12 protein-coding genes are annotated in these 14,371 nt (G+C 47.1%); 5 read left to right on the top strand and 7 right to left on the bottom strand.

Features of this window, described 5'->3' with window-relative positions:
- Positions 1-99: 99 nt before the first annotated feature.
- The 5 genes from ABUE20_RS03725 (at position 100) to ABUE20_RS03705 (ending at position 6,682) form a co-directional block, all read left to right on the top strand.
- Positions 100-2,241 (top strand): TonB-dependent receptor family protein, encoded by a 2,142-nt coding sequence (locus ABUE20_RS03725; RefSeq protein ID WP_408618495.1) that lies wholly within the window; start codon positions 100-102, stop codon positions 2,239-2,241.
- 244 nt (positions 2,242-2,485) lie between these two features.
- Positions 2,486-3,418, top strand: coding sequence for a LysR family transcriptional regulator (locus tag ABUE20_RS03720; protein WP_408618494.1), 933 nt, complete (start codon positions 2,486-2,488; stop codon positions 3,416-3,418).
- Between the two features lie 256 nt (positions 3,419-3,674).
- The gene (locus ABUE20_RS03715; protein ID WP_408618493.1) at positions 3,675-4,823 is read left to right on the top strand and encodes an ABC transporter substrate-binding protein; all 1,149 of its coding nucleotides are present in this window, start codon (positions 3,675-3,677) and stop codon (positions 4,821-4,823) included.
- Positions 4,824-4,853: 30 nt separating this feature from the next.
- Entirely contained in the window at positions 4,854-5,906 is a 1,053-nt protein-coding gene (locus ABUE20_RS03710) for a FecCD family ABC transporter permease (protein WP_408618492.1), read from the top strand.
- The gene (locus ABUE20_RS03705) at positions 5,906-6,682 is read left to right on the top strand and encodes an ABC transporter ATP-binding protein (protein ID WP_408618491.1); all 777 of its coding nucleotides are present in this window, start codon (positions 5,906-5,908) and stop codon (positions 6,680-6,682) included. The genes ABUE20_RS03710 and ABUE20_RS03705 overlap by 1 nt, the downstream gene beginning before the upstream one ends.
- An 89-nt stretch (positions 6,683-6,771) precedes the next feature.
- Here ABUE20_RS03705 and gabT read toward each other — a convergent pair whose 3' ends face one another.
- From gabT to pgl, 7 genes are all read right to left on the bottom strand, one after another.
- On the bottom strand, positions 6,772-8,049 hold the full coding sequence (gabT, locus tag ABUE20_RS03700; RefSeq protein ID WP_408618490.1) for a 4-aminobutyrate--2-oxoglutarate transaminase: 1,278 nt from the start codon (positions 8,047-8,049) through the stop codon (positions 6,772-6,774).
- 23 nt (positions 8,050-8,072) lie between these two features.
- Positions 8,073-9,524 (bottom strand): NAD-dependent succinate-semialdehyde dehydrogenase, encoded by a 1,452-nt coding sequence (locus ABUE20_RS03695; protein WP_408618489.1) that lies wholly within the window; start codon positions 9,522-9,524, stop codon positions 8,073-8,075.
- 204 nt (positions 9,525-9,728) lie between these two features.
- Entirely contained in the window at positions 9,729-11,108 is a 1,380-nt protein-coding gene (gene mdtD / locus ABUE20_RS03690) for a multidrug transporter subunit MdtD (RefSeq protein ID WP_408618488.1), read from the bottom strand.
- Positions 11,109-11,228: 120 nt separating this feature from the next.
- Positions 11,229-11,525 (bottom strand): hypothetical protein, encoded by a 297-nt coding sequence (locus ABUE20_RS03685; protein ID WP_408618487.1) that lies wholly within the window; start codon positions 11,523-11,525, stop codon positions 11,229-11,231.
- Positions 11,526-11,618: 93 nt separating this feature from the next.
- On the bottom strand, positions 11,619-11,933 hold the full coding sequence (locus tag ABUE20_RS03680) for a hypothetical protein (RefSeq protein ID WP_408618486.1): 315 nt from the start codon (positions 11,931-11,933) through the stop codon (positions 11,619-11,621).
- A gap of 263 nt (positions 11,934-12,196) precedes the next feature.
- Positions 12,197-13,648, bottom strand: coding sequence for a decarboxylating NADP(+)-dependent phosphogluconate dehydrogenase (gene gnd, locus ABUE20_RS03675; RefSeq protein ID WP_408618485.1), 1,452 nt, complete (start codon positions 13,646-13,648; stop codon positions 12,197-12,199).
- A 13-nt stretch (positions 13,649-13,661) separates the two neighbouring features.
- Positions 13,662-14,369 (bottom strand): 6-phosphogluconolactonase, encoded by a 708-nt coding sequence (pgl, locus tag ABUE20_RS03670; RefSeq protein WP_408618484.1) that lies wholly within the window; start codon positions 14,367-14,369, stop codon positions 13,662-13,664.
- Positions 14,370-14,371 lie beyond the last annotated feature (2 nt).

Raw genomic sequence — 14,371 nt, 5'->3', positions numbered from 1 at the left:
TCGAGATGTTTCAGCTGATGCGGTAGTCGTATCTATCCCAAGTTGCAGGTTAGGGACAGCGGGATTATTGGCCGTTGTTTCGCTGGATGCTCCATCCATATGAACAAGTATTTTTTCATCATAAAAGGGTTAGGAAACGTGAAGTTGTTAAGTCAGGGACAATTAAAGGGATCATTGCTGAAATGGGCACTGGGAAGCGCCGTTCTCGTTTCAGGGGGAAGTCATGCGGCTCAGGGGACATCTACAGGGGACGTGATGGTTGTGACCGGGAGTGTGATGGGGCATTCATCTGCCACTGATGTCAAAGATTATCCGGGGAGCCGGACGGTGATAAGTGCTGAACACATGAAAGCGACCGCATCGGACTCTATAGATCAAGCGCTTCAGAAAGTGAATGGGATCAAAATCCAGGATGAATCGGGTACCGGCGTTCTACCTAATATTGCCGTGCGGGGGCTATCAGCTAGCCGTAGTGGTCAGGCTCAGTTTTTAATGGACGGGATCCCTTTGACATTGGCTCCTTATGGGCATACCGGCCAGTCTATTTTCCCGGCGTCGCTGGCAAATTTGGATCGAATTGATATTGTGCGTGGTGGGGCTGCGGTTCAGTATGGTCCGAATAATGTCGGTGGGGTAATTAACTTGGTGACCAAACCAATCCCGGCGGTTTGGAGGACTGAACTCAGTCAGCGTATTACGAAATTTGAAGGGCATGGCACGCCTTTAAATGATTTTTATATCCGTACTGGAGGATGGCTGAATCAACGTTTCGCCTTGCAAATCGCGGGAGATTTTCTCAAAGGGGATAGTTTTCGGGATCATTCCGATACGGATGTGAAAAATTTTCAACTTAAAACGGCTTGGTTGATCAGTGACACTCAAGAATTAGATACTTTTATTCAGCATTATAAAGCGGATACCGAGATGGCTGGTGCTCTTTCTCCGAGCGATTATCGTCAGGATCGTCATCAGTCGAAGCGTCCTGATGATACTTACGTGGGTGAAACGACGCGTTGGCATCTGAAATATTTACATGATCTGGATTGGGGGAATTCCGGCCGTTTTGAGCTGCTGACTTTTGGACATCATTCCGAACGAAATTTTCAGTGGGGATATAACTCAACCGCGGCTTTTTGGGCTGATCCGGAGCTAGATGCCACTCATGTTCGTTCTTCACCAAGGACGTTTAATGTCGTTGGGGTTGAACCCAAACTGGCTTTATCTTTTGGCTCACCGGAGTCGGTGACACAGCATTGGATTATTGGGACTCGTTATGTCAATGAAGATATTAGCTATCGGTTAAAACAGACGCCGATCAGTGGCGGGACGACGACTATGCCCCGAAATTGGCATTTGGAAACCAATGCCTATGCGGCTTATGTCAGTAATGAACTGGGTTTATTCGATCAAACCCTTACGATTACTCCGGGACTCCGATATGAGATGGTTCGGATGAATTTTGCAGATCGTCGAGTCCATAGTTCTCAGGATAATGATGTCAATGAACTGCTTCCAGGATTGACGCTGGCCTATAAATTGACGGCACATTGGACGGCGTATGCTAATACGCAACGTTCCTTAAGAACCCCTCAAATTGCATCGATTCGGGGTCGAGGTGAAAAAGGGAATGAACTGGCTTGGAACTATGAAGTTGGGACGCGCTTCACCGAGGGTGAAAACCAGTTGAATCTAGCGTTATACCGGATCGATTTTAAAGATCAATTGCAGTGGAATAGCACCGATCAAACCTTTGATAATGTGGGTAAAACTTTGCATCAGGGGGTTGAAATCTCAGGACGATATGCTCCGGAGTCTATTCATCATCTAAGTCTTGGTTTGGGGTACACCTATCTGGATGCAACCTATCGACAAGGGCCGAATAAAGGCAAACGGATCCAATATTCATCGAAGCATCAGCTGGTCTGGGATGCGGCTTATGATCTAGCTGGATATACCTCGACATTATCGGGCTTTTATTTTAGTAACGCCTATTCCGACGCGGCCAATACTCGTGATGAAGACGCTAAGGGAAGTACCGGACGGCTACCGAGTTATACGGTCTGGAATTTCAATGTGGGTAAAGATGTGTATCAATCCCAAAATCGTATCTTGCGAGTTAATGTTGCCGTTAACAATTTGTTTAACAAGGACTATTACTTCCGCGGGATCGATGTTAGCCCTGTTGGGCGTTATCCCGCACCGGGACGTTCTTATAGTCTTGATCTGAATTATCAGTTTTAAACCGGTGCCGCGATGGTGCGGGCACCTCGCTTTCGTCCAAAAATAGGAATAGTTTTGGATAAATAAGCTGATATCAGCACAAAATCAATTGTCTAAGCCACAGATTCATATAATATCGGGGGCAACAGCAAGCACGGGGTGTTTGCTGTTGCTTCATGCTTTTTAGGGGATGGAGTATGTGATTGTTGCCGGTGCTATCACTGGTCATAGGGCTGAATCGACAGATATGGAGTCTGAGCACAAAGTGGCTAAATCGACAAATTACTCGCTGGGACAGGTGAGTGATTATGAATTGAAACAACTACGGGTGTTTAAGACGGTCGTTGAGTGCGGAGGATTTTCTGCTGCTGAGACCGAGTTGAATATTGGTCGTTCCACCATTAGCTTGCATATTTCTAATTTAGAATCACGGTTGAGTTTAACACTCTGTCGACGAGGGCGAGCGGGATTCTCATTGACGGATGAAGGCCTTATTGTCTATCAAATGACTCAGCAATTGCTTGATTCATTGGAAGAGTTTCGTAATACCGTCAATAACCTCAACAGTAGTCTAACCGGGCAGTTACGGTTGCTATTGTCTGACTCGATCAGTCTTGATCCGCGTTGTAAATTTCCAGAACTGGTGCGAGCGTATTGCACTGAAGCGCCTCAGATTCAATTGAGGACCGATGTTTCATCGATGGCTGAAATTGAGCGGCGGGTATTGAACGATGAAGCGGATATCGGTTTTATTCCTTACCATCGGCAGTTAGAAGGGTTGAACTATCTGCAACTTTATAGTGACCTTTGCTATTTATATTGCTCGTGTGATCATGAATTGGCGCGTCGGGCACCGGAAACTATCTGTGATGATGAGATTAATCAAGCCGCGGCGGCGCATGCCGGATTAAAGCCACACCAACAGGTCAATCAGCAATTGGTTGATCTGAATTTAGCCGCGACGGCTTATTTTTATGATGTGCGTTTGAGCCTCATTTTATCCGGCCATTACATTGGTTTCCTTCCTGAATATTATGCCCGCGAATATGTTGAAAAAGGGTTGCTCAAAGCCATTATGCCGGAACGGCGATTCTATAAATTAGGGGTTGCCGCCGTCAGTCGTAAGACTGCTCAGCCTCATAAGCCTCGAGAGTTGTTTTGGGAGCTATTACACCGTCATCGCCAGGATGCACGTTAAAAACTAATCGGGTCAGGAGCGTCTGACCCCGCTGGTGCTGTTGACCTATTTCATGGTTAATCTTCTTTGATTCTATTTTTTGGGGTGGAACGGTCATGCCGTTTCATGCCGGTCTTGGGTTATATAATGACTGCATAACATTAAAACAAAAAAATATTTGAACGATAATGATTTTTATTTATATTATAAGCTCTTTTATCAACTGCTGTAATTCGGGTGGTTGATCGCTGTTTTATTACTTTCAGGAGTTTCCTCAATGCGCTATCTGGCGAGATTATCCCTCTTACTATTCGGTTTGATTTGTGCGTGGACGGCACAGGCGACCCAGTATCCTCTAACTGTGACGGATATGGCGGGGCGTCAGGTGACGATCCAGTCTGAGCCTCAGCATGTGGTATTACAGGATGGTCGAAATGTGCTGATGCTAGCCTTATTGGATCGTGATAATCCGTTTAAGCGAGTCGTGGCTTGGAATAATCTCCTGGGACTGAGCGATACCGGTTTCTGGTCTCGATTACTCAAACAGTGGCCACAGGCATCTCATATTTTAGATATGCGTTATAGCGATAGTGGCCAGATTAACTTAGAAGAGGTGATGACGCGTTCCCCTCAGTTGATGATCGCTGAACTTCGATCAAAACCGGCGCTAGAGCAGGGTGGGGTCATCAAAATGTTGGACAAGTTGCATATTCCGGTTGTCTTCGTGGATACTTCTGAACGACCTATCAAGGATGCTCCAGCCAGTGTGGAATTACTCGGTAAGATCCTGAATAAAGAAGCTGAAGGTAAAGCGTATGCAGATTTTTATGCCCAACATCTTAAACAGGTGCATGAAGGCGTAGCTCATGCATTGGCTAAAGGGGCTCAACGTCCCAGCGTCTTTATTGAAGCGCACGCCGGGGTCCGTGGCGGCAATGACTGTTGCTTTACCCATAATCACTTTGGATGGGGCCAATTAGTGGCGACGGCTGGGGGTAATAATTTAGGCTTTCAGTTACTTAAAGGGCCCACGGGTGTCGTTGCAATGGAAAAAGTATTGCAGATGCAACCAGATGTTTATGTTATGACCGGTGCGCAGTGGAAAGGGCGGAGTAAGTCGATTGCCCTGCCACTAGGTTATGATGTGAGTGATTCGGCCATTCAGTCCGCATTTGCAGAGTTGTTAGCTCGTCCAGGGTTCAAACAACTCAAAGCGTCTCATGAGCATCGGATCTTTGGGGCTTATCATCTGTTTTATAATCACCCTTATAATATTGTTGCGATTGAAGCGCTGGCCAAAGATTTTTATCCACAGCAGTTTGCCAAACTGGATCCCAAAGCGACCTATCAGCAGATCCTGAGTCAGTTTACCGAAATTAAAGGTGATACTGGGGCTCTGACATTATTTGCTCATGCCAAGGAATAAATTCATCTCATAATGACTGATGTAACGAATATGCCGGATCCTGTATCCGGCGCTGTTGTTTATCGAAATGGTGTCCGCAAGCGATTATTTTGGCTGATCAGTTTTGCAATACTGACGGTTATCGCGGTAGTGACCGATTTACTGTGTGGTTCGGGGACACTGCCCTGGAAAGTCGCTTTGGATGGACTGCTTCATCCTCAACTGAGTTCGGCGATGGTTCGGGTCGTGATGTGGGATTTACGGATGCCAGTGACGATTACGGCAGTGTTAGCGGGTATTGGTCTGGGATTGGCCGGTTCGCTGATGCAAACGGTGTTAGATAACCCACTGGCCGAACCATTTACGCTGGGAATTTCAGCGGCCGCCGGGTTTGGTGCTGCCTTAGTCATCGTTTTTCAGACGGCGTTGGTCAGTTGGCTGCCGGTAGGGTATTTACTGACGGCGAATGCTTTTATCTTCTCGTTAGCCACGGTGTTATTCATTGGCTTTTTTGCATCACGACGGGGGTTATCTGTCGAAATGATCGTGATGTTGGGGATCGCCGTACATTTTATTTTTTCAGCGTTGTTGGGATTAGCTCAGTATCTGGCTGATGTTGACCAGCTTCAGTCGCTGGTATTCTGGATGATGGGCTCACTGCAAAAGAGTAATTGGACTCAGGTTGGGATTAACGCCACCATTATTCTGATTATTGTTCCCATATTGCTTTTATTATCTTGGCAAGTTTCGGCGCTGCGAGGATTTGGCGATCAGGCTCAAGTCTTAGGCATTTCAGTCGCCAAATTACGGATGTTGCTGTTGGTCTTCTCGGCTCTGCTTGCCAGTGCGATTACCGCCACGATCGGGGTGGTGGGATTTATCGGGTTAGTTGCACCGCATGTGGCACGAATGCTGGTGGGAGAGGATCAACGTTTTACTCAGTTGATGACCATGATTACCGGTGCCCTGTTGATGACGGTCGCCTCTATTGTGAGCAAAATGTTGATCCCGGGCGTGATCCTTCCCATCGGCATGGTCACGTCATTATTAGGGGTTCCTTTTTTTGTATGGTTGATTTTCGGCCGTGGAAGCCGGAGGCGGTAATGCTTACTGTTAAAAATTTAAGTGTTCGGATTGGACGCAAACTGATTTTACATCCCACTGATTTCGTTTTGGAAAATGGACAATCGTTGGCGCTATTGGGACGCAATGGGGCTGGTAAATCGACATTGGTTAAAGCTTTGGCCGGATTATTAAAGTCTCGGGGAGAGATCCAATTGGAAGGCCAGGTATTAGCACAGCTCAGTGCTCGAGACCGGAGTCAGTTGATTGGCTATGTTGCGCAAGATTTTTCTGCCAGTTCGGTTCGGATGACCGTATTTGAAATGTTGCTTCTGGCTCAGAATAGCCACAATATCGGCTTTCAGGCATCGGCAGAGAGTATTGAAAAAGCGCAGCAGATGCTAGAAATGCTCGCACTTGAAGAGCTGTCTCAGCGATTTCCTGACGAAATGTCCGGAGGACAAAAACAGCTGGTGGCATTGGCATTAGCACTGATCCGTCAGCCGCGTTTGCTGCTTTTGGATGAGCCTACGTCAGCTCTGGATTTGGCCAATCAAATGCAGCTGTTACAGACGGTTCAACAGTATACTCAGCAACATCAAATTTGTACGATCATGGTCTTACACGATTTGAATCAGGCTCATCGCTATGCGGATCAAACGATGATTTTAAAAGAGGGGCGACAGATGGTTCGAGGGGCTACACCGAAGGTGCTTACCGCATCGCAAATTGCCCAGAGTTATGGGGTTCAGTGTGAAATATTTGTGGGTTCCGATGGTGCTCGCAGTATTCATCCTCTCGCCGCGATAGCGTTATAAGGCACCAAGCCTGTTCATTGAACAGGCTTGGTCGTATGGGCCTTTAGCATCCGCTAAAGGCCTTTTGGATTGACAACATGGAATGGCGATTAAGCCAGTTCGGCCATCACTTTGGTCAGGATATCCATCGCTTCTTCCAAAATGGCTGGATTAGCCGTTAGAGCCGGTAGCAAGCGAATGACATTACCGCGGATCCCACAAGATAACAGGATCAGACCTTTTTCCGCGGATTTGGCAACAATAGCTTTGGTCAGTTCAGGATTAGGCTGCTGTGCATCCCCTTCTTTGACCAGTTCAAATGCAATCATGGCACCTAGATTACGAACATTGCCGATCAGGGCTGGATAAGTATCCTGAAGCGTGCGCAACCGAGCGGTCAGTTGTTCGCCGATAGCCAAAGCTTTATCCCGGAGTTTTTCATCTTCGATAATGTCCAGAACGGCTAAGGCTGCGGCACAGGCAATCGGTGAACCCCCGTAAGTTCCCCCTAGACCCCCCGGTTGAGGTGAATCCATAATTTCAGCTTTACCAATGACACCTGAGATAGGGAACCCACCTCCCAATCCTTTCGCAATAGTCATTAGATCTGGTTCAACATCGGCATATTCACAGGCAAAAGTTTTCCCGGTACGGGCAAAACCAGTCTGAATTTCATCGATGATCATGACAATTCCATGTTCATCACACAGGGCCCGAATCGCTTTCAAAAAGCTCACTGGAGCGCGGTAGAATCCCCCTTCCCCTTGAACTGGTTCAATGATGATGGCGGCTACCCGTTCTGGTTCGATATCTACTTTAAAGCGCATCTGGATGGCTTCCAGTGCTTGCTCTTCGCTGATCCCCAGATATTCGTTTGGATAAGGAACGTGATACACTTCAGCCGGGAAAGGACCAAAGCCTTTTTTGTAAGGATTCACTTTTCCGGTGAGAGCCATTGCCATACTGGTTCGACCGTGGAACCCCCCATCAAATGCGATGACACCGCTGCGTTTGGTATAATGGCGGGCAATTTTGATCGCATTTTCAATGGCTTCAGAACCGGAAGAGAACAGCGCTGTTTTTTTCTCGGTTTTTCCGGGAGCCAGTACGTTGAGTTTTTCTGCCAATTCAACGGCACAGGCATATGGTGTTACAGTCAAACAGGTATGTGTGACATGTTCCAGTTGTTCTTTAACGGCAGCCAGTACTTTGGGATGACGGTGACCCGTATTTAATACGGCAATCCCAGCACCTAAATCGATATAACGGCGGCCTTCACTGTCCCAGTACTGTTCGTTTTCTGCGCGATCAATAAAGACGTCAAAGCCACTGCCTTGACCACGAGAAAAGGCTTTATTTTTACGTTGAGCTAGTTCCTGATTATCCATTTTATTACTCCATCGGTGGCTGGTTAGCCAACCCCCATACATAAGTATTTAATTTCACTGTATTCTTCGATGCCATAACGAGAACCTTCTCGCCCAACACCAGATTCTTTAACGCCGCCAAAAGGTACAACTTCGTTGGATATCAAACCTTCATTGATCCCCACCATGCCATATTCGAGTGCTTCACCCACCCGCCAGATCCGGCCCAAATCAGCCGCGTAAAAATACGCAGCCAGACCAAATGGGGTTGCGTTCGCCAGTTCAATGGCCTCTTGTTCTGTTTCAAAACGAACCAGTGGGGCAACTGGTCCGAATATTTCTTGATTAAAAATATCCATGTCCGGAGTGACATCGGTTAGGATGGTGGCAGGATAGAACAAACCGTTTTCACTTGGAGTCCCTCCCGCTTTGAGATGGGCACCCTCTTTGAGGGCACCACGAACTAAAGCGTTGACCTTATCGAGTGCTTTCTGGTTAATTAGTGGCCCCATATTGACCCCTTCATCCAAGCCATTCCCCAGTTTGAATTGCTTAATGGCTGTCGTCAGTTTATCGGCGAACACCTCATAGACGCCGGACTGAACCAGAATTCGGTTGGCACAAACACAGGTTTGACCGCTATTACGGTATTTAGAAGCCAACACCCCCTGAATAGCCTTATCCAGATCGGCATCATCAAAAACGATAAAAGGGGCATTGCCTCCGAGCTCCATCGATGTGCGTTTCACGGTGGCAGCACACTGACGCATCAGCAATTTACCGACCGGGGTGGAACCGGTGAAGCTCAGTTTGCGCACAATCGAGCTATCGGTGAGCGCTTTCCCAATCGCTTTGGAATCTAAGCCGGGAACAATGTTCAGGACTCCATCTGGGATCTGAGCCCGTTGGGCTAATTTAGCCAGTGCCAGTGCGCACAGCGGTGTTTCTTCCGAGGGTTTGATGATCATGGTACAACCAGCGGCTAGTGCTGGGGCCGCTTTACGGGTGATCATCGCAATAGGGAAGTTCCAGGGGGTAATCGCAGCAACGACGCCGATAGGCTGGCGAATTGTGAGTAAGCGTTGGTTGGCATTGGTCGCTGGAATGGTTTCACCATACTGGCGTTTGCCTTCTTCGGCAAACCATTCAACAAATGAGGCCCCATAATTGACTTCTCCGCGAGCTTCAGCGAGAGCTTTCCCCTGTTCCAACGTCATCAGGGTGGCTAAATCTTCACGGTTTTCGATAATGAGTTCGAACCAGGTTTGAAGCAGTGCACAGCGTTGTTTCGCGGTCATTGCCCGCCATTTGGGTAGGGCCTGTTGTGCGGCATCAATAGCCTGGAGGGTTTCCTGTGAGCTGCAATCAGCAACCTGAGTGATGGTTTCTGCTGTGGCAGGATTGATCACGGCAAAACGCTGACCACTCGTTGCATCACACCATTGTCCGTCGATATAGGCTTGTGTTTGTAATAGTTCGGGATTGGATAGTTGCATGGTAGCTCCTAAAGATCATAGCTGATATTGGATAAATTAAAGGCAATGTTTGTCTGGAGTTCAAAAATTCCAGTGCTATATAACACTATCCGTAATAGTTAATAGATGCGATGGTAGAAGTGTGTGAGATCAAAAAAAATCACGGACAACCAATGCATGGTTTGATGAAGTTAGAACTAATGTTATAAAAGTGTGCTGATGTTTTTAATGGTGGCGCTGCTTTGGTGCATCATGGGGCAATCGCCAGTAACAAAAGGCTGGAAGCAGTACAATTCCTGCAATACTGATAAACGTGTAATTAAAGCTCCATAAAATAGATTGATGAGCCGGTGCCAGTTGAGTATAGATGGCTAGGAGTGTGCCCCCCACCGCGATACCAAAACTGAAACCTAATTGTTGGATAACGGATAATAAGCTGTTTCCCGGACTGGCTAATTCGTCGTTAAGCTCTTTGAGTGCCAGAGTTCCGATGCCGCTAAAGGTGATTGAATTGAGCGTGCCCAATAAAAACAGCTGCATGATAAGCCATAGGGGATGGTGGTTGGTGAGCGCAAATGATGCGATACACAATGTTTGAAGTAAACTGATCCGAAGCAGGACTAATCGGTAGCCGAAGCGATGAATAATCTGCACCACAAATTTTTTGGTAATCATGGCTGCCAGCGCAATTGGGATCATCGCTAATCCGGCTTTAAAAGGGGTGAATCCCTGGCCAATTTGTAGATAAAGAGGAATTAATAGCGGCATGGCTCCCGTCCCTATGCGATTTAAAATATTCGCAAGGGCCCCCAGCCGGAAGGTTTTAACCTGAAATAGTCGAGGCGTAAACAGTGGTGCACTTTGCCGATGGGCTCTAAACCAGTATCCGGCCATGAGTATAGCTCCGAAGGCAAGCCATCGCAGCGGCGTGTTATTCTGCTGATGAAACTGCGCTAGCTTATCTAGCCCTACGGTGAGCGAAGCCATGGAACCGGCGAGGAGTAAGAAACCCAAATAGTCAAATTTCTCAGGTCGGGGATAGCGTAAATCAGGCATTGCTTTGGCTGCGACCCAAATTCCGACCACGGCGACGGGGAGATTAATCAGAAAGACCCAGTGCCACGAAGCTATTTCGACTAACAAGCCGCCTAAGGCTGGACCGATAATCGGGCCCAATAAACCGGGCATGATGACAAAGCTCATTGCGGCCAGAAATTCGCGACGGGGAATACTCTTTAAAATGGCCAGGCGACCGACCGGCATCAGTAGCGAACCGCCGATACCTTGAATAATTCGGGATACAATTAATTGTCCAAAGGTTTGCGATTCGGCGCAGCACAGAGAGCCGAGACCGAACATGGCAATGGCGAACATAAATACATTTCGGGTGCCGAAACGATCGGCCAGCCAGCCGGATGCTGGGATGAGAATGGCGACAGTGAGCAGGTAGGCTTCAACGACCTGCTGCATTTGCAGTGGATCACGGTGCAGAGAACGGGCCATTGCCGGTAATGCGGTATTGACAATGGTGCCATCCAGCGTCTGCATGAAAAAGCCCATCGCGACAAGCCAGAGTAGGGCGCGGCCAGTCGTTGGCTTTCCCATAAAAATTTTACCTAATGGTTGTTTAAAAGGGCATGGCCCTATACGTTCGCCTCAAACGGTTGTCCATATTGAGGCGCCTTGTGGGTAGGTGTCCGTTGTGTGTAACTTTGAATCTGCGAGTTAACGGGGTAATTTATTACAGCAATGGGGAACGTGTCCGGATTCCTGCGCCAGATTCTGATCCGTAAACTGATAATAGCGAATCCGCCATTGTTGTAGTTTATTTGTCGCCGGTTTTAAGCCCGCGAGTTCCATGATCCCTGATAATTGCAGTTGTGATGCGTCATATTTGACCTGAAAGGTATTTCCCTGTACATCCCATGTCATTAATCCGGGCAATTCGCTGAGAATATCTTGTTGCTCTGGGGTAATTGACTGAGCTAGTTTGAGTTTCCGGGAAACTACAAAGTTAGTCATGATGAACTCCTACACATAGTAAATTATATCTTAGGTGAACAAGCTTGTCGTGTCTGAACCATTACTTTTGTTCCTGGATAGCGCGGGTCGCCGTTATAGATTTTCTTTACGAATAGCGACCTTATCACAGCAATAAGGGATGATAGCGCTGTTTTCACGAGCCTGATGATCGGTATTTTGATAGCGTTGATAGCGTCGTCGGGCCCAAAATCCCTGTTGATAGGGGATCTGCCATTGGTCAAGTTGTTTTAACACCTGAGAAATTTCATAAAAGCGAGCATCGTAGCTAATCCTGAGCCATTGGTGTTGATGATCAACCTGATGGATCTGTGGAATTTGGCGGAGCCGTGTGGCGAGTGCCGATGTTTGTTCGGGGGCGACGTTCTCTAAACGAATGCGTCGTTTCATCATTGCTCCATTAGCCATCATGATCTCTTTAGGATTACTGAATGATGATTAGCATAATCCTTCCCCTAACCAGAAGGTAAAGAGGTCATTTGCATATTGTGAATGCTTTTTAGATGGAGTGAAGATAATCGATGGTTTTATTTTAGATTTTGTAGATGGAGGGAGGTGAAATGATGCAAAGAGCGGAACAATGCGTGCGTTTTTGTTTTAAATAACAACCCCAGCCGAAACTGGGGTTGTATTTATTCAGTGGTTAAAACGACTCACACATCATAGGTTGTTGATGCGGTATTACCGCCTTTACCAGTCCAGTTGGTGTGGAAGAATTCACCGCGTGGTTTATCCAGACGTTCATAAGTGTGAGCACCGAAGTAGTCACGCTGAGCCTGCAACAGGTTCGCTGGCAAACGTTCTGTGGTGTAACCATCCAAGAAAGTGAGTGCAGAGGCCATACATGGCATCGGCAGACCGATTTCAATTGCTTTGGCAACCACTTTACGCCATGCGTTCATGCAGGTTTCAAGAATATTTTTGAAGTATTCATCAGAACCCAAGAAGATCAGATCAGGGTTATTTTCATACGCATCCCGGATGTTCCCCAAGAATGCACTACGAATGATACAACCGCCTCGCCACATCAACGCTACGTTACCGTAGTTGAGTGACCAGTCGAAATCTTCAGAAGCCTGACGGATCAACATGAAGCCTTGTGCATAAGAGATGATTTTTGAAGCAAGCAGAGCTTGACGCAACGCATCTAGCCATTCACTGACATCACCCTCGACTTGATCAACTTTATGGTTGAACAGTGCAGAAGCCTGCTGACGTTGATCTTTAAATGAAGAGACGCAACGGGCAAATACCGCTTCAGAGATCAAGGTCAATGGGATCCCCAGATCCAAGGCGTTGATTCCGGTCCATTTACCGGTCCCTTTTTGGCCTGCGGTGTCGAGAATATGCTCGACTAAAGGTTCACCATTTTCATCTTTATAACCTAGAATATCCGCTGTAATTTCAACTAGATAGCTATCAAGTTCAGTTTTGTTCCAGGCTTGGAAAGTTTCCTGCATCTGTTCATAAGAGAGGCCTAAGCCTTCTTTCATGAAGTGGTACGCTTCGCTGATCAGCTGCATATCACCATATTCGATGCCGTTGTGAACCATTTTTACAAAGTGGCCTGCACCGTCTTTACCCACCCAGTCACAGCAAGGTTCGTTTTTATCTGTTTTGGCGGAGATAGCCTGTAGGATCGGTTTCACATAAGTCCAGGCTTCTTCATTCCCACCGGGCATGATGGAAGGTCCGAAACGTGCACCTTCTTCGCCCCCGGATACACCGGTACCGATAAAGCGGAGTCCTTTTTTCGCTAATTCTTGAGTACGGCGGTTGGTATCTGGATAGTTCGAGTTCCCACCATCAATGATGATGTCGCCTTCGTCTAACAATGGCACGAGATTTTCAATGAAGGTATCGACGACACTACCGGCGCGAACCATCAGCATTATTTTGCGTGGTTTTTCCAGTTTTTCGACTAAATCTTCCAGCGAGTAGGCTCCAATCACATCGGTCCCTTTCGCTGCATCATTTAAAAATTCGTCCACTTTAGCGGTGGTACGGTTGTAGGCAACCACTTTAAAACCGTGGTCATTCATGTTGAGGATTAGGTTCTGGCCCATTACTGCCAGACCAATTACCCCGATATCACCTTTTTTCATTTGGACTCCTTACTTACAAATCTTTAGCTGCGCTCGCATCCAGGTACCATTCGGTGACCTTACGAGCTTTAATTTTTGCCGCAGGATAAGGTAGTTCAGCGGCGTCATGTGTGGCTATTTCGTGAATCCGTTCAGCTTTACTATCCCCTAATACCAGATAGGTGATCCGTTCTGCGTTACTGAGCAGACGAGCACTTTTGGAGACTCGGAGCTGCCCACTTTCCGGGTGAGCTGCGACGATGGTTAAATTGGGTTCATTAAAATCAGTGTGATGAGGGAATAAAGACGCGGTATGTCCGTCTCCGCCCATCCCTAATAGGATCCAATCAAATGAAGGGAGGCCGTTAGCACTGGGCAGAGTATCACAGATCTCTTCCGCCAAACGCTGCGCTTCTTCTTCCGGATCATTTTCACCCCGGATTCGATGGATATTTTCTGCATTCATCTGGATGTGATCGAACAATAAGGCTTTCGCTTCGCCATAGTTGCTTTCGGCATCATCAGGTGCCACACAACGTTCGTCTCCCCACCAAAAGTGCAGATTATTCCAGTTGACTTTATCGGCATATTCTTTAGCCAGCAATTTAAACCACAATTTTGGGGTGCTGCCACCAGAAAGCGAAATATGAACTGGTTTGCTGCGCTGACTGTATTCAACAAGTTGTTCTGATAATGAACGAACTACAGCATCTGCTGTTTCAAATACTTTATGATTAATCATGA

This window comes from Celerinatantimonas marina (assembly GCF_046054165.1).
Lineage (GTDB): Bacteria > Pseudomonadota > Gammaproteobacteria > Enterobacterales > Celerinatantimonadaceae > Celerinatantimonas.
Note: the sequence above shows the minus strand (reverse complement) of the source record. Positions and strands in the feature narration are given on the sequence as shown.

What these genes read in the sequence shown, in the direction of transcription:
- ABUE20_RS03725 (WP_408618495.1), top strand. Translation starts at nt 100, where the DNA reads ATGAACAAGTATTTTTTCATCATAAAAGGGTTAGGAAACGTGAAGTTG.
- ABUE20_RS03715 (WP_408618493.1), top strand. Translation starts at nt 3,675, where the DNA reads ATGCGCTATCTGGCGAGATTATCCCTCTTACTATTCGGTTTGATTTGT.
- ABUE20_RS03710 (WP_408618492.1), top strand. Translation starts at nt 4,854, where the DNA reads ATGCCGGATCCTGTATCCGGCGCTGTTGTTTATCGAAATGGTGTCCGC.
- ABUE20_RS03705 (WP_408618491.1), top strand. Translation starts at nt 5,906, where the DNA reads ATGCTTACTGTTAAAAATTTAAGTGTTCGGATTGGACGCAAACTGATT.
- gabT (WP_408618490.1), bottom strand. Translation starts at nt 8,049, where the DNA reads ATGGATAATCAGGAACTAGCTCAACGTAAAAATAAAGCCTTTTCTCGT.
- ABUE20_RS03695 (WP_408618489.1), bottom strand. Translation starts at nt 9,524, where the DNA reads ATGCAACTATCCAATCCCGAACTATTACAAACACAAGCCTATATCGAC.
- mdtD (WP_408618488.1), bottom strand. Translation starts at nt 11,108, where the DNA reads ATGGGAAAGCCAACGACTGGCCGCGCCCTACTCTGGCTTGTCGCGATG.
- ABUE20_RS03685 (WP_408618487.1), bottom strand. Translation starts at nt 11,525, where the DNA reads ATGACTAACTTTGTAGTTTCCCGGAAACTCAAACTAGCTCAGTCAATT.
- ABUE20_RS03680 (WP_408618486.1), bottom strand. Translation starts at nt 11,933, where the DNA reads ATGAAACGACGCATTCGTTTAGAGAACGTCGCCCCCGAACAAACATCG.
- gnd (WP_408618485.1), bottom strand. Translation starts at nt 13,648, where the DNA reads ATGAAAAAAGGTGATATCGGGGTAATTGGTCTGGCAGTAATGGGCCAG.
- pgl (WP_408618484.1), bottom strand. Translation starts at nt 14,369, where the DNA reads ATGATTAATCATAAAGTATTTGAAACAGCAGATGCTGTAGTTCGTTCA.